Annotated in this window: 28 protein-coding genes; 20 read left to right on the top strand and 8 right to left on the bottom strand. The window is 61.3% G+C overall.

Annotated elements, in window-relative coordinates; all coding sequences use genetic code 11:
* Positions 1-12 precede the first annotated feature (12 nt).
* The 6 genes from alc (at position 13) to HX824_RS24405 (ending at position 5,771) form a co-directional block, all read left to right on the top strand.
* Complete coding sequence (gene alc, locus HX824_RS24430) at positions 13-1,008, top strand: allantoicase (protein ID WP_177055225.1); 996 nt, start codon at positions 13-15, stop codon at positions 1,006-1,008.
* A gap of 137 nt (positions 1,009-1,145) precedes the next feature.
* Positions 1,146-1,649 carry an ureidoglycolate lyase gene (locus tag HX824_RS24425; RefSeq protein ID WP_003209110.1) on the top strand — a complete coding sequence of 168 codons (504 nt, stop codon included), beginning with the start codon at positions 1,146-1,148 and terminating at the stop codon, positions 1,647-1,649.
* Between the two features lie 50 nt (positions 1,650-1,699).
* On the top strand, positions 1,700-3,001 hold the full coding sequence (locus tag HX824_RS24420; RefSeq protein WP_087694785.1) for a urate hydroxylase PuuD: 1,302 nt from the start codon (positions 1,700-1,702) through the stop codon (positions 2,999-3,001).
* Between the two features lie 196 nt (positions 3,002-3,197).
* Positions 3,198-4,550: a nucleobase:cation symporter-2 family protein gene (locus HX824_RS24415; RefSeq protein ID WP_087694784.1), complete on the top strand. Its 1,353-nt coding sequence runs from the start codon at positions 3,198-3,200 to the stop codon at positions 4,548-4,550.
* Between the two features lie 43 nt (positions 4,551-4,593).
* Positions 4,594-4,989 carry a hypothetical protein gene (locus HX824_RS24410; RefSeq protein WP_134326009.1) on the top strand — a complete coding sequence of 132 codons (396 nt, stop codon included), beginning with the start codon at positions 4,594-4,596 and terminating at the stop codon, positions 4,987-4,989.
* Complete coding sequence (locus tag HX824_RS24405; RefSeq protein WP_003209104.1) at positions 4,986-5,771, top strand: outer membrane protein OmpK; 786 nt, start codon at positions 4,986-4,988, stop codon at positions 5,769-5,771. The genes HX824_RS24410 and HX824_RS24405 overlap by 4 nt, the downstream gene beginning before the upstream one ends.
* Before the next feature lie 140 nt (positions 5,772-5,911).
* On the opposite strand, the gene HX824_RS24400 is transcribed toward HX824_RS24405, so the two are convergent.
* Both HX824_RS24400 and HX824_RS24395 read right to left on the bottom strand, forming a co-directional pair.
* On the bottom strand, positions 5,912-7,063 hold the full coding sequence (locus HX824_RS24400; protein WP_087694783.1) for a patatin-like phospholipase family protein: 1,152 nt from the start codon (positions 7,061-7,063) through the stop codon (positions 5,912-5,914).
* 32 nt (positions 7,064-7,095) lie between these two features.
* Entirely contained in the window at positions 7,096-8,031 is a 936-nt protein-coding gene (locus tag HX824_RS24395; RefSeq protein ID WP_003209101.1) for a lipid A biosynthesis lauroyl acyltransferase, read from the bottom strand.
* A 118-nt stretch (positions 8,032-8,149) separates the two neighbouring features.
* Here HX824_RS24395 and minC point away from each other — a divergent pair, with 118 nt between their 5' ends.
* The 5 genes from minC to HX824_RS24370 all read left to right on the top strand — a co-directional run bounded on the left by minC (position 8,150) and on the right by HX824_RS24370 (position 12,350).
* Positions 8,150-8,887, top strand: coding sequence for a septum site-determining protein MinC (gene minC, locus HX824_RS24390; RefSeq protein ID WP_003209099.1), 738 nt, complete (start codon positions 8,150-8,152; stop codon positions 8,885-8,887).
* 199 nt (positions 8,888-9,086) lie between these two features.
* On the top strand, positions 9,087-9,899 hold the full coding sequence (gene minD, locus HX824_RS24385; protein WP_003209098.1) for a septum site-determining protein MinD: 813 nt from the start codon (positions 9,087-9,089) through the stop codon (positions 9,897-9,899).
* A gap of 3 nt (positions 9,900-9,902) precedes the next feature.
* A complete protein-coding gene (gene minE / locus HX824_RS24380) occupies positions 9,903-10,157 on the top strand; it encodes a cell division topological specificity factor MinE (RefSeq protein ID WP_003175252.1) in 255 nt (84 codons plus the stop codon).
* Between the two features lie 96 nt (positions 10,158-10,253).
* The gene (locus HX824_RS24375; protein WP_008432172.1) at positions 10,254-10,889 is read left to right on the top strand and encodes an RluA family pseudouridine synthase; all 636 of its coding nucleotides are present in this window, start codon (positions 10,254-10,256) and stop codon (positions 10,887-10,889) included.
* 171 nt (positions 10,890-11,060) lie between these two features.
* A complete protein-coding gene (locus HX824_RS24370) occupies positions 11,061-12,350 on the top strand; it encodes a M18 family aminopeptidase (RefSeq protein ID WP_003209095.1) in 1,290 nt (429 codons plus the stop codon).
* Between the two features lie 143 nt (positions 12,351-12,493).
* Here HX824_RS24370 and glp read toward each other — a convergent pair whose 3' ends face one another.
* A complete protein-coding gene (gene glp, locus HX824_RS24365) occupies positions 12,494-13,720 on the bottom strand; it encodes a gephyrin-like molybdotransferase Glp (RefSeq protein ID WP_177055223.1) in 1,227 nt (408 codons plus the stop codon).
* Positions 13,704-14,243 carry a molybdenum cofactor biosynthesis protein B gene (gene moaB / locus HX824_RS24360; RefSeq protein WP_003209092.1) on the bottom strand — a complete coding sequence of 180 codons (540 nt, stop codon included), beginning with the start codon at positions 14,241-14,243 and terminating at the stop codon, positions 13,704-13,706. The genes glp and moaB overlap by 17 nt, the downstream gene beginning before the upstream one ends.
* A gap of 75 nt (positions 14,244-14,318) precedes the next feature.
* Between moaB and mobA the strand changes: the two genes are divergently transcribed.
* Both mobA and HX824_RS24350 read left to right on the top strand, forming a co-directional pair.
* A complete protein-coding gene (gene mobA / locus HX824_RS24355) occupies positions 14,319-14,921 on the top strand; it encodes a molybdenum cofactor guanylyltransferase MobA (RefSeq protein WP_177055221.1) in 603 nt (200 codons plus the stop codon).
* Positions 14,922-15,001: 80 nt separating this feature from the next.
* Positions 15,002-15,223 carry a YgdI/YgdR family lipoprotein gene (locus HX824_RS24350; RefSeq protein WP_003209090.1) on the top strand — a complete coding sequence of 74 codons (222 nt, stop codon included), beginning with the start codon at positions 15,002-15,004 and terminating at the stop codon, positions 15,221-15,223.
* A 57-nt stretch (positions 15,224-15,280) separates the two neighbouring features.
* Here the strand turns inward: HX824_RS24350 and HX824_RS24345 are convergent, their stop codons facing one another.
* From HX824_RS24345 to HX824_RS24335, 3 genes are all read right to left on the bottom strand, one after another.
* Positions 15,281-16,165 (bottom strand): pseudouridine synthase, encoded by an 885-nt coding sequence (locus tag HX824_RS24345; RefSeq protein WP_177055219.1) that lies wholly within the window; start codon positions 16,163-16,165, stop codon positions 15,281-15,283.
* A 70-nt stretch (positions 16,166-16,235) separates the two neighbouring features.
* Positions 16,236-16,571: a hypothetical protein gene (locus tag HX824_RS24340; protein ID WP_003209087.1), complete on the bottom strand. Its 336-nt coding sequence runs from the start codon at positions 16,569-16,571 to the stop codon at positions 16,236-16,238.
* Between the two features lie 74 nt (positions 16,572-16,645).
* On the bottom strand, positions 16,646-16,882 hold the full coding sequence (locus HX824_RS24335) for a glutaredoxin family protein (RefSeq protein ID WP_177022164.1): 237 nt from the start codon (positions 16,880-16,882) through the stop codon (positions 16,646-16,648).
* 141 nt (positions 16,883-17,023) lie between these two features.
* Between HX824_RS24335 and HX824_RS24330 the strand changes: the two genes are divergently transcribed.
* Complete coding sequence (locus tag HX824_RS24330; RefSeq protein WP_102368451.1) at positions 17,024-18,745, top strand: monovalent cation:proton antiporter-2 (CPA2) family protein; 1,722 nt, start codon at positions 17,024-17,026, stop codon at positions 18,743-18,745.
* On the opposite strand, the gene HX824_RS24325 is transcribed toward HX824_RS24330, so the two are convergent.
* Positions 18,732-19,940 (bottom strand): ammonium transporter, encoded by a 1,209-nt coding sequence (locus tag HX824_RS24325; RefSeq protein ID WP_177047129.1) that lies wholly within the window; start codon positions 19,938-19,940, stop codon positions 18,732-18,734. The two genes, HX824_RS24330 and HX824_RS24325, sit on opposite strands and share 14 nt — an antisense overlap.
* A gap of 348 nt (positions 19,941-20,288) precedes the next feature.
* On the opposite strand from HX824_RS24325, the gene HX824_RS24320 reads away from it, so the two are divergent.
* The 6 genes from HX824_RS24320 (at position 20,289) to HX824_RS24295 (ending at position 24,624) form a co-directional block, all read left to right on the top strand.
* The gene (locus HX824_RS24320; protein ID WP_003209080.1) at positions 20,289-20,603 is read left to right on the top strand and encodes a YqjD family protein; all 315 of its coding nucleotides are present in this window, start codon (positions 20,289-20,291) and stop codon (positions 20,601-20,603) included.
* Positions 20,604-20,605: 2 nt separating this feature from the next.
* Positions 20,606-20,992, top strand: a complete 387-nt coding sequence (locus tag HX824_RS24315; RefSeq protein WP_003209078.1) for a phage holin family protein — start codon at positions 20,606-20,608, stop codon at positions 20,990-20,992.
* Positions 20,989-21,330, top strand: a complete 342-nt coding sequence (locus HX824_RS24310; RefSeq protein WP_008432159.1) for a hypothetical protein — start codon at positions 20,989-20,991, stop codon at positions 21,328-21,330. The genes HX824_RS24315 and HX824_RS24310 overlap by 4 nt, the downstream gene beginning before the upstream one ends.
* A 93-nt stretch (positions 21,331-21,423) precedes the next feature.
* Positions 21,424-22,587, top strand: coding sequence for an EAL domain-containing protein (locus tag HX824_RS24305; protein WP_177055217.1), 1,164 nt, complete (start codon positions 21,424-21,426; stop codon positions 22,585-22,587).
* A gap of 72 nt (positions 22,588-22,659) precedes the next feature.
* Positions 22,660-23,991 carry a deoxyguanosinetriphosphate triphosphohydrolase gene (locus HX824_RS24300; RefSeq protein ID WP_003209075.1) on the top strand — a complete coding sequence of 444 codons (1,332 nt, stop codon included), beginning with the start codon at positions 22,660-22,662 and terminating at the stop codon, positions 23,989-23,991.
* Between the two features lie 225 nt (positions 23,992-24,216).
* The gene (locus tag HX824_RS24295) at positions 24,217-24,624 is read left to right on the top strand and encodes a response regulator (RefSeq protein WP_003209073.1); all 408 of its coding nucleotides are present in this window, start codon (positions 24,217-24,219) and stop codon (positions 24,622-24,624) included.
* Positions 24,625-24,713: the final 89 nt, after the last annotated feature.

Here is a 24,713-nt window from a genome sequence, read left to right as displayed (position 1 = left end):
CAGACAAGAAGAATGAAAGCGCAACCCGTACCTTTCGAAAAGTTCGTCAACCTGGCCGACGCCCGCCTGGGCACCAAGATCATCTCTGTCACCGATGACTGGTTCGCCGACGCCAACCGCCTGTTCCAGCCGACCCCGGCCGTGTGGAAGGAGGGCGTTTTCGATGACAACGGCAAGTGGATGGACGGCTGGGAGTCGCGCCGCAAGCGCTTCGAAGGCTACGACAGCGCAGTTATCCGCCTGGGCATACCGGGTTCGATCAAAGGCGTGGACATCGACACTTCATTCTTCACCGGCAACTTCCCGCCATCGGCGTCCCTGGAAGCCTGCTTCCTCGCGAGCGGCGAGCCGGATGACAACACCCAATGGGTTGAAGTGCTGTCGGCTGTAGAGCTGCAAGGCAACAGCCATCACTTCCACGAGATCAACAACGACCAGGCCTTCAGCCACCTGCGTTTCAACATCTACCCGGATGGTGGCGTGGCCCGTCTGCGTGTGTACGGCATTCCGTTCCGCGACTGGTCGGCGGTGGGCGACAACGAACAGGTGGACCTGGCTGCTGCATTGAACGGCGGCCGTGCACTGGCCTGCTCCGATGAACACTTCGGGCGCATGAGCAACATCCTCAACCCGGGCCGTGGCATCAACATGGGCGATGGCTGGGAAACCGCACGTCGTCGTACGCCGGGCAATGACTGGGTGATCGTCGCACTGGGCCACCCGGGCGAGATCGAGAAGATCGTGGTCGACACCCTGCACTTCAAGGGCAACTACCCGGACACTTGCTCGATCCAGGGCGCATTCGTGAAGGGCGGCACCGACAGCCAGATCGAAACCCAATCGCTGTTCTGGCGCGAACTGCTGCCGGCGCAGAAACTGGAAATGCACGCTGAACACACGTTTGCCGAGCAGATCAAGGCGCTGGGCCCGATCACCCACATTCGTCTGAATGTGTTCCCGGATGGTGGTGTGAGCCGCCTGCGGGTTCTCGGTAAGGTCTCGAAGTAACACCCGATCGTTCCCACGCTCTGCGTGGGAATGCATACCGTGACGCTCTGCGTCACAAGAGCGGACGCAGAGCGTCCAGGGCGGCGTTCCCACGCAGAGCGTGGGAACGATCCATACACAAGATTAAGAAGACAGCCATGCGCACACTGATGATCGAACCCCTGACCAAAGAAGCCTTCGCCCCTTTCGGAGACGTTATCGAAACCGATGGCAGCGATCACTTCATGATCAACAACGGGTCGACCATGCGCTTTCATAAACTGGCGACGGTTGAAACCGCCACGCCAGAAGATAACGCGATCATCAGCATCTTCCGCGCCGACGCGCAGGACATGCCGCTGACAGTGTGCATGCTGGAACGACACCCGCTGGGCAGCCAGGCTTTCATCCCGCTGCTCGGCAACCCCTTTCTGATCGTGGTCGCGCCACTTGGCGATGAACCTGTATCGGGCTTGGTCCGCGCCTTCGTTACCAACGGCAGGCAGGGCATTAATTACCATCGCGGCGTCTGGCACCACCCGGTGCTGACGATCGAAAAGCGGGATGACTTCCTGGTGGTTGATCGCAGTGGCACAGGCAATAACTGCGATGAGCATTTTTTCAAAGAGGATGAGCGGTTGATCCTCGCCCCCCACCAATAAGAGAAGGTCTGATCACTCGACGACAGAGTGACAGGCGAGAGGTAAAGACTGTGGAAGCACATTTGATGGAATGGCTGAACCTGAGCGTGCGCTGGGTTCACATGATCACTGGCGTCGCCTGGATCGGCGCTTCGTTCTACTTCGTCTGGCTGGAAAACAACCTCAACCGCGTCAACCCCAAGGACGGCCTCGCCGGTGACTTGTGGGCGATCCACGGTGGCGGTATCTACCACCTGGAAAAATACAAACTGGCCCCGCCGACCATGCCGGACAACCTGCACTGGTTCAAATGGGAAGCCTACTTCACCTGGATGTCCGGCATCGCGCTGCTGTGCGTGGTGTTCTACGCCAACCCGACCTTGTACCTGCTGGCCCCGGGCAGCAGCCTCAGCGGTCCGGAAGGTGTGTTGCTGGGCCTCGGCTCGCTGTTGGCCGGCTGGTTCATCTACTCCTTTCTGTGCGACTCGGCACTGGGCAAGCGCCCCGCCCTGCTCGGCCTGATCCTGTTCGTGCTGTTGATTGCCGCCGCGTACGGCTTCAGCAAGGTGTTCAGCGGTCGTGGTGCGTACCTGCATGTGGGCGCCGTGATCGGCACCATCATGGTGGGCAACGTGTTCCGCATCATCATGCCGGCCCAGCGTGCGCTGGTGGCGGCCATCGCCGAAAACCGCACGCCCGACCCGGCACTGCCGGCCAAGGGTTTGCTGCGTTCGCGTCATAACAACTACTTCACCTTGCCGGTGCTGTTCATCATGATCAGCAACCACTTCCCGAGCACCTACGGCAGCCAATACAACTGGCTGATCCTGGCGGGCATCGCGGTAGCGGCCGTGTTGGTGCGTCACTACTTCAACACCCGTCACAACAGCCAGAAATATGCCTGGACCTTGCCGGTGGGCGCGCTGGCGATGATTTGCCTGGCCTACGTGACCGGCCCAAAACCGGTGGCGACTGCACCGGATGTGGCCAAGGCTCCTGCGGCCATCGAATACCAGCCGCTGCCGGAAACGGCGTTGGGTGGCGGGCTTAAACCGGCTGCTCCAGCGGCACCTGCACCGGCGCCTGCCGAAGCAGCACCGGCCCAGGCATCGATTGATTTTGACAAGGTCCACGGGGTGATCCAGGAGCGCTGCGCGGTGTGCCATTCGGCCAAACCGACAAGCCCGCTGTTCAGCACCGCACCGGCCGGGGTGATGTTTGATACGCCGCAGCAGATCCAGCAAATGGCCCCGCGCATCCAGGCACAGGCCGTGGCCAGCCAGATCATGCCGCTGGGCAATATCACCCAGATGACCCAGCAGGAACGGGACTTGATTGGCACCTGGATCACTCAGGGGGCGCGTACCAACTGACTGATTAACGCAGGACTAGTGTGGGAGCGGGCTTGCTCGCGAATGCGGTGTGTCATTCAACACTTCAGGTGACTGAACCACCGCGTTCGCGAGCAAGCCCGCTCCCACATGGGATCTGCGGTGTGCTTTGACGAATGAGTTCCACCCGGCAATTGAATGCCGAACAACACAACAATAAAAAGATCCGAGGTGTTGCATGTCCCAGCTAGAAACGCAGACTCCTGCCGCGCCCGCCATGGTGCGGCTGCCCCTCTTGCAACTGATTCTGGTAGGCCTGCAACACGTCTTGCTGATGTACGGTGGCGCCGTCGCCGTGCCTTTGATCATCGGCCAGGCCGCGGGCCTGAGCCGTGAAGAAATCGCCTTCCTGATCAACGCCGACCTGCTGGTGGCGGGCATCGCAACCATGGTCCAGTCCTTCGGCATCGGCCCGGTAGGCATTCGTATGCCGGTGATGATGGGCGCCAGTTTCGCCGCTGTCGGCAGCATGGTGGCCATGGCCGGCATGCCCGGCATCGGTCTGCAGGGGATCTTCGGTGCGACCATCGCCGCCGGTTTTTTCGGCATGGTGATCGCGCCGTTCATGTCCAAGGTCGTGCGCTTCTTTCCACCGCTGGTGACCGGTACCGTGATCACCGCCATTGGTCTTTCGCTGTTTCCCGTCGCGGTCAATTGGGCCGGCGGTGGCGCAGCGGCGTCCACGTTTGGCTCACCGATTTACCTAGCGATTGCCGCGCTGGTGCTGGCCACCATCCTGCTGATCAACCGTTTCATGCGCGGCTTCTGGGTGAATATCTCGGTGCTGATCGGCATGGCCCTCGGCTACGGGCTGTGCGGGATGATCGGCATGGTCGACCTCAGCGGCCTGGCGCGCGCCCCGTGGGTGCAAGTGGTGACGCCACTGCATTTCGGCATGCCCAAGTTCGAGTTGGCACCGATCCTGTCGATGTGCCTGGTGGTGGTGATCATCTTCGTCGAGTCCACCGGGATGTTCCTCGCCCTGGGCAAGATCACCGGCCAGGAAGTCACGCCGAAAATGCTCCGCCGTGGCCTGTTGTGTGACGCCGGCGCATCGTTTTTTGCCGGGTTCTTCAACACCTTCACCCACTCCTCGTTCGCGCAGAACATCGGCCTGGTGCAGATGACCGGCGTGCGCTGCCGTTCGGTGACGATCGTGGCCGGCGCGTTCCTGATTGTGCTGAGCCTGCTGCCCAAGGCCGCCTTTTTGGTAGCGTCGATTCCACCCGCAGTGCTGGGCGGCGCGGCGATTGCCATGTTCGGCATGGTGGCAGCCACCGGGATCAAGATCCTCCAGGAAGCCGACATTGCCGACCGCCGTAACCAATTGCTGGTGGCGGTGAGTATCGGCATGGGATTGATCCCGGTGGTACGTCCCGAATTCTTTGCACAGCTGCCGCTATGGATGAGCCCGATCACTCACAGCGGCATCGCCATGGCCACGATCAGCGCGCTGTCGCTGAACCTGTTATTCAACATCCTGGGTGGCGCCGAACGTGCTGCCCCAAGCGCTCACGCACACCCACATTGATTCCTGCGTCACAACAAAAACAATAACGATCAGGGAACACACCATGTACGCCATTCACCCGGGGCCGGCCACGCGCCGTGCCCCATTCTCGCCCCGCGCGCTCTTTAACGGCGCACTTGAGCACAGGCCTGGGAGTCAGTATTCTCGGCGCCCGCTCAAATCGACTCAAAAAAAAACAGCGAATGTAAAAGCTGACTGCAAGGCCAACTTATCCCGGCCCCACGTCCGCAGCCAACGTGTGCAAAAACTCTCCGAATTCGACTGTGTTCATCACAGCCGACGGGGATTTTTTGGCTTTTTAAACACCTTGGCGCAGCTCTTGCTAAAAGCATCAAAGCTGACCGAACAGACGATTTTTGCGGCAAGCCAAAAGACGCCACACCAGAGCGTCCGCTTAGAAAAAAAACCAGAAACCTTTACCTCGGGAGCAACCGAATGAAACGTACCGTGAACAGCCTGATGCTGGCAGGATCCCTGCTGGCCGGGGGCCAGGCCATGGCCGGTGATCTGCTGCAGTGGCAGAACAACAGCCTGACTTATCTGTGGGGCAAGAACTTCACTGTTAACCCGCAGATCCAGCAAACCGTGACCTTCGAACACGCCGATGCGTGGAAGTACGGCGACAACTTCTTCTTCCTCGACCGCATCTTTTACAACGGCAAGGAAGACGGCAATGTCGGCCCGAGTACTTACTACGGTGAGTTCAGCCCACGCTTGTCGTTCGGCAAGATTTTCGACAAGGACTTGTCGTTCGGTCCGATCAAGGACGTGTTGCTGGCGTTCACTTACGAGTTCGGCGAAGGCGACAACGAGTCGTACTTGCTCGGCCCGGGCTTCGACCTTGCAATCCCTGGTTTCGACTACTTCCAGCTGAACTTCTACCAGCGCCAGACCGAAGGCAATCGCCCGGGTGACGGCGTATGGCAGATCACACCGGTGTGGTCGTACACGATCCCGGTGGGCAACTCCAATGTGCTGATCGACGGCTTCATGGACTGGGTGGTGGATAACGACAAGAACGCCCGCGGCACTTACCACGCCAACCTGCACTTCAACCCGCAGATCAAATATGACCTGGGCAAGGCGTTGCATTGGGGCGAGAAGCAGTTGTATGTCGGTATCGAATACGACTACTGGAAGAACAAGTACGGGATCCAGGACAGCGGCGCGTTCGAGACCAACCAGGACACTGCGAGCCTGTTGGTGAAGTACCACTTCTAACCACACCGCCTATCCCCTGTGGAATCGGGTTTATGTGGGAGCGGGCTTGCTCGCGAATACGGTGGGTCAGTCAATACATCTGGCGACTGACACACCGCATTCGCGAGCAAGCCCGCTCCCACACAAGCCCGCTCCCACATTCAGTCCGGTGTCAGGCCTAGAAACCGCTGCAACTCTTCGCGCTTGGCCAGCGCATCCCGCCTTCCCAATTCGATCAATTCGCTGCAATACCCCGCCTCGAACAGCAGGTAGCTGAGCACACCCGCGCCACTGGTTTTGGTCGCCCCCGGCCCGCGCAGAAACAGGCGCAATGCCGCCGGCAATTCCTGGCGGTGACGTGCCGCGATTTCGTCGATTGGCTGACTGGGAGCGATCACCAATACTTCCACTGGCGCCAAACCTTGTATCGCCGCGTTGGCCGGCAACACGTGGCTGAACTGGTTCAGGCGCTCGAGCAATTCGATATCGCTTTCCAGGCTATCGATGAACGTGCTGTTGAGCATGTGCCCGCCGATCTGCGCCAACGTCGGCTCCTGGCCGGTGAAGGTGCGCGCCGGGTTCGATGGATCGTTGCCACGCGGGTTGCCACTGACCCCCACCACCAGCACGCGGCTGGCGCCCAGGTGCAACGCAGGACTGATCGGCGCCGACTGGCGCACCGCCCCGTCACCAAAATATTCCTGGCCGAGTTTGACCGGCGCAAACAGCAACGGAATCGCCGAGCTGGCCAGCAAATGTTCAACGGTCAATTGGGTGGGAATGCCGATGCGCCGATGCCGCAACCAGGCATCGATGGTGCCGCCGCCCTGATAGAAGGTCACGGCTTGCCCGGACTCGTACCCGAACGCGGTCACCGCCACAGCATGAAGGTGTTTCTCGCGGATCGACTGCGCGATGCCTTCCAGGTGCAGTTTGTCGCGCAACAAGTCCCGCAGCGGCGAACTGTTGAGCAGCGCCACTGGCACCTGCGCCCCCATCCCCAGCAGGCTGTGGATAAGGAATCGACTGGCCTGGCTGATCACCCCGGGCCAGTCGCTGCGCAGCACCAGGTGGCTGCGAAAGCCCTGCCAGAAGGCGGTCAGGCGCTGGATGGCGGCGGTAAAGTCCATGGCGCCACTGGCCAGGCTCACTGCATTGATCGCCCCGGCCGAGGTGCCGACGATCACCGGAAACGGATTGGCCGCGCCCGGCGGCAACAGCTCGGCTATCGCCGCCAGTACCCCCACCTGATAGGCGGCCCGCGCCCCGCCGCCGGAAAGAATCAAGCCTGTGACCGGTTCAGCTGGGCGCATTGCATCACTCCATGGTGCTTGGGGACTTCAGATCAACGGCGGCGTTTTTCATACAGTTTAGGTTCACCTGGCGGCCGGCTCTTGAAGCGGCGGTGCGTCCACAGGTATTGCTCGGGGCATTCGCGCACGGAGGCTTCGACCCACTGGTTGATGCGCAGGCAATCGATCTCGTCGGTTTCACCGGGGAAGTCGGTCAGCGGCGGATGGATCACCAGGCGATAACCGCTGCCGTCGGCCAGGCGTTCCTGGGTGAACGGCACCACCAGTGCCTTGCCCAGGCGGGCGAACTTGCTGGTGGCGGTCACGGTGGCGGCCTGAATGCCGAACAATGGCACGAAGATACTTTGCTTGGCGCCGTAGTCCTGGTCCGGTGCGTACCAGATCGCACGACCGGCCCGCAGCAGCTTGAGCATGCCGCGCACGTCTTCGCGCTCTACGGCCAGGGAGTCGAGGTTGTGCCGCTCGCGGCCACGGCGCTGGACGAAATCGAACAAGGGGTTGCCGTGCTCGCGGTACATGCCGTCGATGGTGTGCTTCTGCCCGAGCAAGGCGGCGCCGATTTCCAGGGTGGTGAAATGCAGGGCCATGAGGATCACGCCCTTGCCTTCCAGTTGCGCCTGCTTGAGGTGCTCCAGCCCTTCGACATGGGCCAGGCGCGCCAGGCGCGGCTTGGACCACCACCAGCTCATGGCCATCTCGAAGAACGCGATGCCGGTGGAGGCAAAGTTTTCCTTGAGCAAATGTTTACGCTCTTTAGCGGACTTTTCCGGGAAGCACAGTTCCAGGTTTCGTGCGGCGATACGTCGACGTTCACCGGCCACCCGGTACATTCCCGCCCCCAAGGCACGGCCAATCCCCAGTAAAGCCCGGTACGGCAACTGCACAATCAGCCACAGCAAACCCAGCCCCAGCCATAACAGCCAGAAGCGCGGATGAAAAAATACAGCTCGAAAACGCGGGCGATCCATTCAAGATTCCGGTAAAGACAACGGCCGCGCATTCTACAACGGTTCGACCCGGCTTGCGGCTAGCGGATGTTCTCGTTATAAGTCTCGACACTTTTCGTGACAAGCCGCTTTGCCGACCATGAGCCAAACCGAACCGCTAGACCAAGATCCCGTGTTCCAGTTGAAAGGCAGCATGCTCGCCATTACCGTGCTGGAACTGGCCCGCAACGACCTTGATGCCCTGGACCGCCAGCTCGCCGCCAAGGTCGCCCTGGCGCCGAACTTCTTCAACAATGCACCGCTGGTGCTGGCCCTGGACAAGCTCCCGGCCGGCCAGGGCGCGGTCGACCTGCCCGGGCTGATGCGTGTGTGCCGCCAGCATGGCCTGCGCACCCTGGCGATCCGTGCCAGCCGGATCGAAGACATTGCTGCGGCAATCGCTATTGAACTGCCAGTACTGCCGCCGTCGGGTGCCCGCGAGCGTCCGCTCGACCCGTTGGTCGGCGAAGAGAAGAAAAAACCGGAGAAACCGCCGGAGCCGACGATCAAGCCGACAAAGATCATCACCTCTCCCGTACGGGGCGGGCAGCAGATTTACGCCCAGGGTGGCGACCTTGTCGTCATCGCCCCGGTCAGCCCGGGGGCGGAACTTCTCGCCGATGGAAACATCCATGTATACGGCCCCATGCGTGGTCGTGCCCTGGCCGGCATAAAAGGTGACACCAAGGCCCGTATTTTTTGCCAGCAGTTGACCGCTGAGCTAGTGTCCATCGCAGGCCAGTACAAGGTTTCGGAAGATTTGCGCCGCGATCCGCTGTGGGGGGCCGGGGTACAAGTCAGCCTGTCGGGCGATGTGTTGAACATCGTTCGTCTTTAACGGATACTGCCGCATTTTCCAAGCATCTCTGGACTCTGATAGCACAGCGAAAACGGCAAAACTTGTGTAGGAATAATTTTAAGGTGGGGTTTGCCCAGGCAAACCGTGCTTTCTCCTACAAGAGCTGCCCGCCTGCAGCGAGTGACAAGAGATGTTTTTCAGGGACTAAAAAGTCCTTTTTCCTTAGGGGTGAAACACCTTGGCCAAGATTCTCGTGGTTACATCCGGCAAGGGTGGTGTGGGTAAGACCACCACCAGCGCCGCTATCGGTACCGGCCTCGCTCTGCGCGGCCACAAGACAGTTATCGTCGACTTCGACGTCGGCTTGCGTAACCTCGACCTGATCATGGGCTGTGAACGCCGCGTGGTTTACGACTTCGTCAACGTCGTCAATGGCGAAGCCAACCTGCAACAGGCACTGATCAAGGACAAGCGCCTTGAGAACCTGTATGTACTGGCCGCCAGCCAGACCCGCGACAAAGACGCGCTGACCAAGGAAGGCGTGGGCAAGGTCCTCGCCGAACTGAAGGAAACCTTCGAATACGTGGTGTGCGATTCCCCGGCGGGTATCGAGACCGGTGCTCACCTGGCGATGTACTTCGCCGACGAAGCCATCGTCGTGACCAACCCTGAAGTCTCCTCGGTACGTGACTCGGACCGCATGCTCGGCCTGCTGGCCAGCAAGTCCCAGCGCGCCGAGAAAGGTGAAGATCCGATCAAGGAACACCTGCTGCTGACCCGCTACAACCCTGAGCGCGTCAGCAATGGCGAAATGCTCGGCGTTGAAGACGTGAAGGAAATCCTCGCCGTGACCCTGCTGGGTGTGATCCCGGAATCCCAGGCCGTCCTGAAGGCATCCAACCAAGGTGTGCCGGTGATTCTTGACGACCAGAGCGACGCCGGCCAGGCGTACAGCGATGCGGTAGATCGCTTGCTGGGCAAGACCGTGGAACATCGCTTCCTCGATGTTAAGAAGAAGGGATTCTTCGAGCGTATCTTTGGAGGCAACTAAACAATGAAATTTCTCGACTTCTTTCGCGCCAACAAAAAGCCAAGTACCGCGTCGGTAGCGAAAGAGCGTCTACAGATCATCGTGGCGCACGAACGCGGCCAACGCAGCACCCCGGATTACCTGCCAGCCCTGCAGAAGGAACTGGTGGAAGTGATCCGCAAGTACGTCAACATCGGTAACGATGACGTGCATGTCGCCCTGGAAAATGACGGCAGCTGCTCGATTCTGGAACTCAATATCACCCTGCCTGATCGTTGATCGAAAAGGCGGTCGCCACGGCGGCTCGGTTACCTGGCTCCCCTCACGGGGCCGGGTGAGCGAGCCGCCGTTGGCGTTTGTTACGAGGCTGTTTTAATGCCGTTGTCCAATGTCCATATCCTTCATCAGGACGCTGCTGTCCTGGTGGTGAACAAGCCTACCCTGCTGCTCTCGGTGCCCGGTCGCGCCGACGACAACAAGGACTGCCTGATCACCCGCCTGCAGGAAAACGGCTACCCCGAAGCCCGCATCGTCCATCGCCTGGACTGGGAAACGTCCGGGATCATCCTGCTGGCCCGTGACGCGGATACCCACCGTGAACTGTCCCGTCAGTTTCACGACCGGGAAACCGAAAAGGCCTACACCGCACTCTGTTGGGGCCAACCGGAACTGGACAGCGGCAGCATCGACTTGCCCTTGCGCTACGACCCGCCGACCAAGCCACGGCACGTGGTGGACCACGAGTTCGGCAAGAACGCGCTGACCTTCTGGAAAGTCCTGGAGCGTTGCGGCGACTGGTGCCGGGTTGAGCTGACACCGATCACCGGCCGCTCCCATCAACTGCGCGTGCATATGCTGTCCATCGGGCATCCGTTGCTGGGCGATGGCTTGTATGCCCACGAACAGGCCTTGGCTGCCTGGCCACGTCTGTGCCTGCACGCCAGCATGCTGAGCTTCACCCATCCCCAGAGCGGCGAGCGTCTGCGCTTCGAGTGCCCCGCGCCGTTTTAAGCTGTAAACGCAATTAAAATGTGGGAGCGGGCTTGCTCGCGAATGCGGTGGATCAGTTAGCTCATTCGGCGACTGACACACCGCATTCGCGAGCAAGCCCGCTCCCACATTTGTTCTGTGCACTTATCCCGTCGGACGGTAAACTCGCGCCATTGCTGTCTGGAGCTACTTATGCGCGAAGAGTTGAACCAAGGCCTGATCGACTTCCTCAAGGCCTCCCCTACCCCGTTCCATGCCACCGCCGCCCTTGCACAGCGCCTGGAAGCGGCCGGTTTCCAGCGTCTTGACGAGCGCGAGACCTGGACCACCGAGGCCAACGGGCGCTACTACGTGACCCGCAACGACTCCTCGATCATCGCCTTCAAGCTCGGCCGCCACTCGCCCCTGCAAGGCGGCATCCGCCTGGTCGGCGCCCACACCGACAGCCCGTGCCTGCGGGTCAAGCCACAGCCTGAACTGCAACGCCAGGGCTTCTGGCAACTGGGTGTGGAAGTGTACGGCGGCGCGCTGCTGGCGCCGTGGTTCGACCGCGATCTGTCCCTGGCCGGCCGCGTCACTTTCCGCCGCGACGGCAAGGTCGAAAGCCAGCTGATCGACTTCAAGCTGCCCATCGCGATCATCCCCAACCTGGCCATTCACCTGAACCGTGAAGCCAACCAGGGTTGGGCGATCAATGCCCAGACCGAACTGCCGCCGATCCTTGCGCAGTTCGCCGGTGACGAGCGCGTAGACTTCCGCGCAGTGCTGACCGAGCAACTGGCTCGTGAACACGGGTTGAACGCCGATGTGGTGCTCGACTATGAGCTGAGCTTCTACGACACCCAGAGCGCGGCCGTGATCGGCCTCAATGGCGACTTTATCGCCGGTGCCCGCCTCGACAACCTGCTGTCGTGCTACGCCGGCCTGCAAGCCCTGCTCACCGCCGAAACCGATGAAACCTGCGTGCTGGTCTGCAACGACCACGAAGAAGTCGGCTCGTGCTCCGCCTGCGGTGCCGACGGCCCGATGCTGGAGCAGACCCTGCGTCGCCTGCTGCCCGAGGGTGATGAGTTCGTACGCACTATCCAGAAGTCGCTGCTGGTGTCTGCCGATAACGCCCACGGCGTGCACCCCAACTACGCCGAGAAGCACGACGCCAACCACGGCCCGAAACTCAATGCCGGCCCGGTGATCAAGGTCAACAGCAACCAGCGCTACGCCACCAACAGCGAAACCGCCGGGTTCTTCCGCCACCTGTGCATGGCCGAAGAAGTGCCGGTGCAAAGCTTTGTGGTTCGCAGCGACATGGGTTGCGGCTCGACCATCGGCCCGATCACCGCCAGCCACCTGGGCGTGCGCACCGTGGATATCGGCTTGCCGACGTTTGCGATGCACTCGATTCGCGAGCTGTGCGGCAGCCACGACCTGGCGCACCTGGTGAAGGTGTTGAGTGCGTTTTACGCGAGTCGTGATTTGCCGTAATTGCAGGATGAACACAAATCAAATGTGGGAGCGGGCTTGCTCGCGAATGCAGAGGGTCAGTCAATACATCGGGTGACTGATCCACCGCTTTCGCGAGCAAGCCCGCTCCCACATTTTGATCTTCATTGTTTGATAGGTCGGGCTCAGTTCAACACTTCACTCAGCGGAATGAAGTTGACCCGGTCACCGATCTCCAGCGTCGTCCCCTCCAGCACTTCTACCAAACCTTCGGCCCACGCCGCGCTACGCAGCACACCCGAGCTCTGGTTGCGGTAGATGATCGCCTTGCCCTGCTCCAGCCGCCCGCGCAAATACTCGCGGCGATTCCCCGGCTTGGGCCAGACAAATCCCACGGGCACTTCAATGCGCAGCGGCTGCACGTCTTCCACGCCCTGGCGGCGCAACAGGTAAGGCCGCGCCAGCAAGGCAAAGGTCACCAGCGTCGACGCAGGATTGCCCGGCAAACCGATCACCGGTACACCACGGAAATGCCCGAACGTCAGCGGCTTGCCCGGCTTGATCGCCAGCTTCCACAGCGCCAGCTCCCCTTCTTCCCGCAGCGCAATCCCGAGAAAATCCGCCTCCCCCACCGACACACCGCCGGTGGACAGAATCAGGTCTACCGAGCCCAATGCGCCCAGGCGTTCGCGGGTTTGTTCCAGGTCATCCGGCAGGATCCCGGCGTCCACCACTTCGCAGCCCAGGCGCTCCAGCCAGCTGCACAGCACCCGGCGATTACTGTTGTAGATCTGCCCGGGCCCCAGCGGCAGGCCCGGCTCGATCAACTCGTCGCCGGTGGACAGCACAGCCACGCGGGCGCGTCGTACCACCTCCAGCCGATCACGACCCAGCGAAGCCGCCAGGCCCAACTCGATCGGGCCCAGGCGTGTACCTGCTGGCAACACCCACTCGCCCACCGTGGCTTCCTGGCCTTGGGGACGGATGTTTTGATCCACCTGCAACGCTTCGATGAAGCTCACCCGCTGATCGGCATGGACCACGGCGTTTTCCTGCATCTCGACGCAGTCCGCGCCCTCCGGTACCGGGGCTCCGGTGAAGATCCGCGCGCAGGTACCGGCAGCCAAGGGCTCGGGTGCCGTGCCCGCAAAAATGCGCTGGCTGACTACCAGTGGCTCACCGGTCCAGTCCGCCAGGCGCAGGGCGTATCCGTCCATGGCGCTGTTGGGCCAGGGCGGCAAGTCCAGCGTGGAGATCAACGCCTGGGCCAGCACCCGACCATCACACTCGGCCAGCGGCAACGTTTCCGGCTCGCGGATCGGCGCTGCCTCGGCCATCGCCAGCAATTGTTCGAGAGCGTCTTCCACCGGCATCAACGCGCCGGTCTTGCCCGGCTTACCCACGGGATTCACAGGGCTCGGCCTGCTTCAAATGCGGGACGAAGTTGCACGGGCGGTGACGGTTATCCAGTTGCTCGGCGAGAATCCCGTCCCAACCGGTGCGCACCGCGTTGGTGGAGCCCGGCAGGCAGCACACCAGTGTGCCGTTGGCCAGGCCGGCCAGGGCACGGGATTGCACGGTGGAGGTGCCGATATCGGCCACGGAGATTTGTCGGAACAGTTCGCCGAAACCATCCACCTGTTTATCCAGCAGGCAGCTCACCGCTTCCGGGGTGCTGTCGCGGCCGGTGAAGCCGGTGCCGCCGGTGATCAACACCACCTGCACCACGTCTTCGGCAATCCAGTGCGCCACTTGCGCACGGATTTTGTACAGATCATCTTTAAGCAAAACTCGCTCGGCCAGCAGGTGACCGGCGGCGGTCAGGCGGTCGACGAAGACCTGGCCCGAGGTGTCGGTTTCCAGGGTGCGGGTGTCGCTGACCGTCAATACAGCGATATTCAGGGGTACAAAGGGCGCATCAGCCTTGGCTTTCATGGCTCGGTCCGGTTGTCGAAGGAACAGCCCGATGTTATATCACAGCCCCCCATTTCACTGCCCGCAGGAGCCGTCATGCCAAGCCATTCTTCCCCACTGCCCTGCTCGATCCTTTTGCTGGCCGGCGGTCGTGGCCAGCGCATGGGCGGCCTCGACAAGGGCCTGCTGGACTGGCACGGGCAGCCGCTGATCGCGCACCTGCATCGCCTGGTGCGGCCGTTGACCGACGACCTGATCATCTCCTGCAATCGCAACCAGGCGCAGTACGCGGCCTACGCCGACCGATTGGTCGGCGATGACAGCCCCGACTTTCCCGGGCCACTGGCCGGCATTCGCGCAGGACTGGCGGTGGCGCAGCATGGGCATCTGCTGGTATTGCCGTGCGATGTGCCGCAGATCGATGCACGATTGCTCGCCGACCTGCGCAGCACGGCGCAGCAAAACCCGTTGCTGCCGGTGATGGTGCGCCACGGCGATTTCTGGGAACCGCTGCTCTGCGTGATCCCCACTTCGCTGCGCGAGCCCTTCGAACGGGCCTGGGCAGCCGGCGAGCGCAGCCCGCGCCAGATCATGCAGGCGCTGGAGGCCAAGGCCCTGGATTGCCCCGCCGACGATCCGCGCCTGGCCAACCTCAATACACCGGAGTTGTTGCACCGCCCGCCCAGCGTGTCAGAATGAGCGTCGAACAAGGAACTTTGCCGACGTTACACACGTCACAAGGTCAGTACTCAACAAAGCATTCTCTCGGAGACAAACTCATGACTCAACGGACCATCGCCGCTCTCATGCTTGCACTGGGCCTCGCTACCCTTGCCGGTTGCGCCTCGCCGACAGTGATCACCCTGAATGACGGTCGCGAAATCCAGGCCGTCGACACTCCTAAATTCGACAAGTCCACCGGCTTCTACGAATTCGAACAGCTGGATGGCAAGCGCACCCAGATCAACAAGGATCAGGTTCGCACCGTTAAAGACCTGTAAGTCTTAACGCCAGATACAAAAAAGCCCGCGTAATGCGGGCTTTTTCGTTGCTGGGGTTTACCAGTCCAGGCTGATCTCGCTGCGAAAGTCGCGCTCAAGGCCGGTGACCGGGTCGATGAAACGCACCCCCTGGGCCAGCAGCTTGAGCGGGTTGGCGTAGTCGTCCTCGGCATCCTTGATAACGTCGGGGTAGAACGGATCGTTGCAGATACTCGCGCCCAGGGCCGTCATGTGCACCCGCAACTGATGCTTCTTGCCGGTCACCGGAAACAGGCCATAGCGCCACAGGTCGCCATTCTTTTCCCGCACCTCGACCGCCGTCTCGGTGTTGCTCGCCCCCGCGCCTTCCTGCATGCGAAAGAACGGCTCGCCATCCACCAGCCGGCTTTTGTGCACCAGCGGAAAGGTCAGCCCAGGCAATGCAGGGGCAATGGCTTCGTAGAACTTGTCGATCTTGCGCGTGGGAAACAGCTGTTGATACGCCGAGCGCGTCTGGGGGTTGGCCGAAAACAACACCAGCCCTGCGGTATGCCGATCAATGCGATGCAGCGGCACCAGCGCCGGGTTGTCGAGGCGACGGATCAGGCGTCGCAACAGGGTCTGCTCGACGTACTCACCGGCAGGCGTGACCGGCAGGAAATGCGGCTTGTCGGCTACCACCAGGTGTTCATCGGCGTACAGGATCGTCTCCTGCACCGGGATTACTTTCTCGTTCGGTACTTCGCGAAAGTAGTAGATGCACAGGCCTTCGCGGTAGGCGAGGTCCTGATTGATGGGGGTGCCATTGATGTCCAGCACCCTGCCCCGGGCGATGCGGTCCAGCCATTGCTCACGGCTGATGGCCTGGAAGTGCTCACACAGGCAATCCAGCACGGTGGCCCAGGCGCCTGGCGGCAGGTACAAGGTGCTGGCTTGTTGCTGGGCAGCGGAAAAAACGGACATGGCAGGCTCAAGACGTGGACATACAGGCGCGCATTATCCCGCATGCAGCCGGATCAGGCCCAGCACAGATTCAGGCCTTGGCCAATTCCGCGCGCAACACCGGTGACGCACTGGCCGCCTCGGTGAATTCCTTGAGCCAGCGCAGCACATCCACCGCTTCCCAGCGGCCCGGGTCGTAAAGCGCATACAGCAAGCCCTGGTAACCCACCACATCCAGCTGCTTGTGATAACCCGCGCGCTGGAACAGCGCCTCGATCTCGGCAAAGCAGGTGTTGAAATGCACTTTGTTAAACGGCGTCTTGCCTTCCGTGACCAGGCCATCGAGGCGCAGCTCGTTCACCGCGTCGCGCACGACGTCGGCGGACATGCGATTGACGCTGCTTTTCAGTTGTTCAACATTCACCACGGGCGTTCCCTCTCATTCAATCGCTGTACAAACATACAGTAACCGAATAATCGGGAACTCGCCATCGCCGAGTGCTAGCTAAGAAAGTTCACTACCTGCGCTTCGTCGAACGGCCACTCCAGCTCCGCGCCCGTGTCCACCCGGCGCAGCACCGGAATCCGCAGGCCGTAGGCCTCGAACAAGGCTTCGGAATCGGCGATATCCACCAACTCCACCAGCAGGCCGTGTTCGACCAACGGCATGATTTCGGCTTCGGCAAACTCACACAGATGGCAGCCCAGGGTGCCGAACAACTGACATTCAGGAAGCATGGCAAAGGGTCCGAGAAGAATCAGGTGCCTATTCTAACAGCGTCGGGACACTGCAAAAGCCTGACCCAGATCAGCATGGCGTATAACTGATTCAGCGACTCTCGCGACTTTTTTCCCGTAATACCTGCAATGGAGCTGCATGTGTTTGCCAACCTGCTGATTATCCTGGCCTCCTCCCTGGTGGTGATTGCGCTGTTTCGTCGCCTGCAACTGCCGCCGGTGCTGGGCTATCTGTGTGTTGGCCTGGCCGTGGGCCCCACCGCCCTCGACTGGGTCAATGACAGCGAAGAGTTGCCAGACCTTGCCGAACTGGGTGTGGTGTTCCTGCTGTTTTCCCTGGGCCTGGAGTTTTCTCTCAACAAAATGCTCAGCCTGCGCCGGGTGGTGTTTGGCTTGGGCAGCCTGCAGGTACTGTGCTGCGGGTTGCTGCTGGGCGGTTTGCTGGCACTGTTCGGCCTGTCGCCGACCACCGCGCTGTTGCTCGGTGCTGGACTGGCACTGTCGTCCACCGCCATCGTCAGCAAGGAGCTGACCAGCCTCGGCGAAATCTTCAGCAGCCATGGCCAGAATGCGATTGGGGTATTGCTGTTCCAGGATGTAGTGGCCGTATTGCTGCTGACCCTCGTGCCAGTGTTCGCCGGTAACAGCGAGCAAGCCTGGTACTGGGCATTGCCACTGACCCTGGGCAAAACCGTGGTGCTGTTCCTTGGCCTGCTGTTGGCCAGCCGCTGGTTGCTGCCGCGTTTGTTCCGTGAGGTGGCGGCGTCCCATTCGGCCGAATTGTTCGTGCTGCTGGCACTGGTGATCGTACTGCTCACCGCCTGGCTGACCCACTTGCTGGGCCTGTCCCCGGCACTCGGTGCGTTTCTCGCCGGCATGCTGCTGGGGGAAAGCCATTACCGCCATCAGATCGAAGCCGATATCCGACCGTTTCGCGACATCCTGCTGGGACTGTTTTTTGTCAGCATCGGCATGCTGATCGACCTGCAACTGTTCGTCAGTCATAGCCTGTTGATTCTCGGCCTGACCCTCACGCTGATGTTGATCAAAGGCTGTGTGGTCGCGCTATTGGTGCAACTGCGCGGCAGCGACGGTGAAACCGCCTGGCGCAGCGGCCTGGCGCTGGCCCAGGGCGGCGAGTTCTGTTTCGCCTTGATGGCGCAAATGCAGCAAAGCCGCCTGCTGCCCGCCGACATCAGCGGCCTGCTGCTGGCTGCCACCTTCTGCTCGATGCTATTGACTCCGCTGTTGCTCAGGGCTGCACCCGCGATTGCCCTGCGCCTGCACCGCAAGCCCAACCAGCAAGTACAGCTTGAAGAGATTACGGCCCTGAATGCCGAGCTGCGCGACCACGCGGTGATCTGCGGCTACGGCCGGGTTGGCCAGTCCATCGGGCGCTTCCTGCACCGTGAACAACAGGCGTTCATTGCCCTTGATGACGACCCGGAGCGAGTCCAGGAAGCGTCTACCGAAGACAGCGCCGTGCATTACGGCGACTGCCGCCGTGGCGCCCTGCTCAGCGCGGTCGGCCTGGAACGTGCGCGCCTGGTGGTGATCGCGGTGGACAACAGCGACGTCGCCCTGGCCGTGCTCAACGAAGCGCGGCGGATCAACCTGACCGTGCCGATCCTGGTACGCACCCGCGACGACAGTCAGCTGGCCGAACTGAAAGCCGCCGGCGCCACTGAAGTGGTGCCCGAGTTGCTGGAGTCGAGCCTGATGCTCGCCTCCCATGCGTTGATCCTGCTGGGGTTGTCGGAGCAGCAGGTGCAAGGCCGTGTCGATGAAGTGCGCCAGAGCCGGTACCGGCTGTTACATGGCTGCAACCAGAACGAAGGGGACGCGCCCCTCAATCCTGACTGACCGCGCCAATCTTGTGGATCGACAAATCCGCGCCGTAATACTCCTCTTCCTGACTCAAGCGCAGCCCGTAAACGCGCTTGATCACCCCATACACCAGGAAGCCGCCGGCCAGGGCTACCACTACCCCCAGCGCGGTGCCGATCAACTGGCTGATCAGGCTCACGCCGCCCAGGCCGCCCAGGGCGGTCTGGCCGAAGATCCCGCAGGCAATCCCGCCCCACACGCCGCACAGCCCGTGCAACGGCCATACACCCAGCACATCGTCGATTTTCCAGCGATCCTGGGCGGCAATGAAGAACCAGACGAACAAGCCGCCCGCCACCACGCCGGTCACCAACGCGCCCACCGGGTGCATCAGGTCGGAACCGGCACAGATCGCCACCAACCCGGCCAATGGACCGTTGTGCAAGAAGCCTGGGTCGTTACGGCCGATCACCAATGCCGCTACCGTGCCACCGACCATCGCCATCAACGAATTGACCGCCACCAGCCCGCTGACCCCGGACAGGGTTTGCGCACTCATGACGTTGAAGCCGAACCAGCCGACGATCAAGATCCACGAGCCCAACGCGAGGAATGGAATGCTCGACGGCGCGAACGCCACCAGGCGCCCTTCCCGATAACGCCCCTGCCTTGGCCCCAGCAACAGCACCGCCGCCAGCGCCAGCCAGCCGCCCATGGCGTGCACCACGACGCTGCCGGCAAAGTCATGGAAGCTGGCGCCGAAGGTGGCCAGCAACCAGGCTTGCAGGCCGTAGTTGCCGTTCCACACCATGCCTTCGAAAAACGGGTAGATGAAGGCTACGATCAACGCAGTGGCACACAGTTGCGGAACAAACCGTGCACGCTCGGCGATTCCCCCGGAAATGATCGCCGGGATCGCCGCCGCGAAGGTCAGCAGGAAGAAGAACTTCACCAGGCCGTAGCCGTGGTCGGCGCTGATCACCGCCGCCGGTTGCATGAAGGTCACGCCGTAGGAGATCCAATAGCCTATAAAGAAATAGGCCAGTGTGGAAATCGCGAAGTCGCTGAGGATTTTCGACAGGGCATTGACCTGGTTCTTCTGGCGCACCGTGCCGACTTCCAGGAAGGCAAAGCCGGCGTGCATGGCCAGGACCATGACCGCACCAATCAGAATGAACAGCGTGTTGGAGCTGTGGACGAGGGTGTCCACCGCGCTTTGCAAATTTTCCATGGAGGATGGCAGGCCTGCACATGCAGGAAAAAGCACCAAAGCAGTTCATGATTTTCATGATGCGCACTAAATTGGCACCAGCGGTCCGACCCTCGTTTCAGGCCGTGAACCGCTTTGGCGCAGCGATCATTGAAAAAGGCAGAATCCGACAGGGTTTTTCCGCGAGTTTTAGTTATTTAGGGTAAGGTTTTTCAGGGTTTGAGCCCCAACCGCCCGGATTCAGCGCAAGGCCCCGGGCCCGCGCACCAAGGCAAAGCAAAAGCTGTACCAGACAATTGCAGTGAACCTTCACCGACACCGGTGACTCGAAACCAGAAGTAAACAGACCAGCCACTCACGGAGATAACCATGGCCAGAAAAACGGCAAAGACTGCTCAAGAAATACTGATGGCGGATTTTCAAACCCTGGTCAGCGATACCGAGAAGCTGCTGGACGACACGGCGATCCTCGCCGGTGACCAGGCTGACGAGCTGCGCAGCAAGATTCACGAAAGCCTGCTCAAGGCCCGTGAAACCCTGCAACTGACCGAAGACTCCCTGCGCGAACGCGGTCAGGCGGCGGTCACGGCCACTGAAGACTATGTGCAGGCCAACCCCTGGCAGTCCGTCGGCATTGCGGCCGGCGTGGGCTTTTTGATCGGCCTGCTGGCTACAAGGCGCTAATCATGTCTATCGGCGAATCCGGCTCGTCCACGGGCCCAAGTTCTACTTCACGGCGCCTGGGCGCGGCTGTCCTGGGTTTGCTGCACAGCCATGTCGAGCTGTTCGGCATCGAGTTGCAGGAGCAGAAAGCCCGCACCGTCAGCCTGTTGCTGTTCGCCGGCCTGGCGCTGGTGTTTGCCTTGCTGTTGCTGGTGGGTTTGTCGGCGCTGGTGATGATTCTGGTGTGGGATACCTACCGCCTGACCGGGATTATCAGCCTGTGTGTGTTCTACATACTGGCCGCAGCATTCTGCGGGTTGCGCCTGAAGGCGGCGGTGTTCGATGAATCCACGCCGTTCCACGCCACCCTCGAAGAGCTGGCCAACGACCGGGAGCGCCTGCTGCCATGAGCATGACTGAATTGCCGCAAAACACTTCCCGGCGAGAAATGCGCAAGGCGTTGATCCGCCTGCGCATGGAAATGCACCGCCAGGAAATCCGTCACGAGTCCCAGCAACTGATGCTGCCGCTGCAAAAGGTCCGCAACATGGGCCAGAGCTGGCAGGACGGTTTTGGCATCAAGCACGCGCCGCTGTGGGGCGTGGGCGTGGTGACGCTGCTGGGGTTTCTCACCGGCAAAGGCGCCAAGGGTGGCGGAATCGGCACCATGACCCGCCTGGTGCGGCTGGGTGCCGGCCTGATCCCGCTGATCAAACTGGCCATGCAAGGTGCTTCGCGCAAAAGTTGAGCGTGCTGGCTGCATTCTTGCAAACAGATCAGGCCCGGCCCTCTCCATTGAGGGCCGGGCCTTTTTTTATTTCCGGTCTTTTAAGGAGGCCCCGTGATCGACGGGCAACCGCTCGCCTGCTTCCAGCCATTCATCGACACCGCCACCGGCCGCATCGCCGGCGTAGAAGCCCTGGGCCGCCTACGCCAGGCGAATGGCCAACTACGCTCGGTGGGTCCGCTGTTCGCCGACCCGCGCACGCCCTCGGTGGCCTTGCGCCGCCTGGACCGGCAGATCCGTGACAATGCCCTGAGCCGCCTGCATGAAGCCCCGCAGGAGTGGTTCCTCAGCCTGAATATCTCGCCACGCTGGATCACCCGCCTGCGCCCGGGCCAGGCACTGCCGAGCCTGAAGCAATTGCAACTGCATAACGTCGACCCGCGCCGCATCGTGTTCGAGATCACTGAACTGGGCGGCGATATCCTGCGCCTGGCCGAAGTCGTCGAGCGCTACCGCGAGGCCGGCGCGCGGATTGCCATTGATGACTTCGGCGCCGGCTATTCGCAGCTGGACCGGGTGCTGGCCTTGCAGCCGGACATTCTCAAGCTGGACATGCGCCTGTTCCAGGCCGCGGCCCGCGGTGGCCCGAGCGGTGAGGTGGTACGGGCACTGGCGCAAATGGCGGAAAAAACCGGCTGCTGGATCATCGCCGAAGGGGTGGAAACCGAGGGCCAACTGAATTTCGCCCTGGAATGCGGTTCGCGTTATGTCCAGGGCTACCTGTTCGCCCAGGCCCAACTGGACTGGTTCGACACCGACGCATTCGTGCCGCGCTTCGCCCAGTTGCGCACCGGCTATGTCCAACAGAAGCTCGCCGAACGTGGCCGGATCATGCAACTGCGCCAGCAACTGGCGGAGCTGATGCAGATCCTGCAAACCTGGGCCCACACCCGCGCACCGCTGAGCCACCTGCCGCAATTGCCGGCGTTTCCCTGGCTGCTGCGTTTTTACCAGTGCGACCGGCATGGCACGCAACTGACACCCAACTTCGAATGGCACCAGGGCGCCTGGCAAGCCGACAGCCGCTACCTGGGCCACAACTGGTCATGGCGTCCGTATTTTTATCATCTGCTGGCCGAGGGTTGGGAGGAGCGGCGGCTGACCCTGTCCTCAACCTATCGCGATGCCACGACCAACCAGTACTGCCTGACTGCCGGACAATTCTTTGATAATGGTCAGCGCTTGCTGTTAATCGATATCGACGCCGCCGGCCTGTAGTTTTTCGCTTGCGAAGGCCTGGCTGAACCGGGAAGCTGGGAGCCGTCATTCACCGCACGGAGAGTACCCGCCTTGGATTGGCCCACCCTGCTTACCCGCGAACGCCTTGGAAAACCCCTGCACAGCCCGGAAGAACTGGGGCGCAGTCCGTTTCACAAAGACCATGACCGCATCATCTTTTCCGGTGCGTTTCGCCGCCTGGGCCGCAAGACGCAAGTGCACCCGGTGACCAGCAACGATCACATCCACACCCGGCTGACCCACTCCCTGGAAGTCAGTTGCGTGGGACGATCCCTGGGCATGCGCGTAGGCGAGACCATCCGCAGTGCCCTGCCCGACTGGTGCGACCCGAGCGACCTGGGCATGGTGGTGCAGTCAGCCTGCCTGGCCCATGACATCGGCAACCCACCCTTCGGCCATTCCGGCGAGGACGCGATCCGGCACTGGTTCCAGCAAGCTTCGGGCCGTGGCTGGCTGGATGACATGAGCAGCGCCGAACGCAATGACTTCCTCAATTTCGAAGGCAATGCCCAGGGCTTCCGGGTACTCACGCAACTGGAATACCACCAGTTTGATGGTGGCACCCGCCTGACCTACGCCACCTTGGGCACCTACCTGAAATACCCCTGGACCGCCCGCCACGCCGACTCCCTGGGCTACAAGAAACACAAGTTCGGCTGCTACCAGAGCGAACTGCCGATCCTGGAGCAGATCGCCCAGAAGCTCGGCTTGCCGCAGTTGGAAGAACAACGCTGGGCCCGGCACCCGCTGGTGTACCTGATGGAGGCGGCTGACGATATCTGCTACGCGTTGATCGACCTCGAGGACGGCCTGGAAATGGAGCTGCTGGAATACGCCGAGGTCGAGTCACTGCTGCTGGACCTGGTGGGCGACGACTTGCCGCAAACCTATCGGCAACTCGGCCCGCTGGATTCCCGGCGACGCAAGCTGGCGATCCTGCGAGGCAAGGCCATCGAACACCTGACCAACGCCGCGGCCCGGGCGTTCGTCGAACAACAGGACGCGCTGCTGGCCGGCACCCTGCCGGGGGACCTGGTGGAACATATGCACGGCCCGGCCAAGCGCTGCGTGCTGGATGCCAAGGACATGGCCCGCAAGAAGATCTTCCAGGACAAGCGCAAGACCCTGCATGAGATCGGCGCCTACACCACCCTGGAAATCCTCTTGAATGCCTTCTGCGGCGCGGCCCTGGAACAACATGGCGGTCGCACCCCGTCGTTCAAGAACCGACGCATCCTCGACCTGTTGGGCAATAGCGCCCCGGATCCCTCCTGGTCATTGCACGCGTCCTTCCTGCGCATGATCGACTTTATCGCCGGCATGACTGACAGCTACGCCAGCGAGATGGCCCGCGAGATGACCGGCCGCTCCAGCCCGCAATAAATCGGAGCCCTGGCTGATGGCCAGGGCGACTTTTCAAAGAATCGCCCTACGCACGGAACAGAGCGGCCTGATCGAAGTTCTTCCCCGCCGCGATGAATAATCGCGCGCCCTGACCGCAGTCTTTCGACCTGCTCCTGCGCCCGATAGCTGGCGGGCCCATTAACTTCTTACTACACGCCCTGGTGGAGCGTCTTCAGGGCTCTTGTCCATTCCATGGAAAAAACCATGCTCGAACAACTTCGCATCCTGTTGGTGGAGGATCACCCCTTTCAATTGCTGGCCACCCAATGCCTGCTACGAAACTATGGCTACCACGACCTGGCACTGGCCGAGAATGCAGAACAGGCAATGCGGCTGATGACACAAACCGACGTGCCATTCGATATTCTGCTCTGTGATCAATGTTTGCCCGACTTGCCTGGGCTGGAGTTGATTGAAATTGCCAACCGCAGAGGCTTTATAAGGTCCGCGATATTGCTCAGCGGCCTGCCCGTCAATGAACTGGAACACCTGATGGCCCAGGCATCCCGACGCAACTTTCCATTACTTGGCTATTTGTCGAAGCCGTTAAGCCACCTTGAGCTGAATGAACTCATACGCCAATCACGCCTTACTCGCTCAACAGAAAAGTAGGAAGTTAAACACCCGGGCAATCCGAAAACGCCTCTTTATAACGCTGCCCTCTCACGACCAGTTACTTTTAAATTCCACCCACGCAAAAC

Source organism: Pseudomonas sp. D4002 (genome assembly GCF_013385665.1).
In the GTDB taxonomy this organism is placed as follows: Bacteria; Pseudomonadota; Gammaproteobacteria; order Pseudomonadales; family Pseudomonadaceae; genus Aquipseudomonas.
Note: the sequence above shows the minus strand (reverse complement) of the source record. Positions and strands in the feature narration are given on the sequence as shown.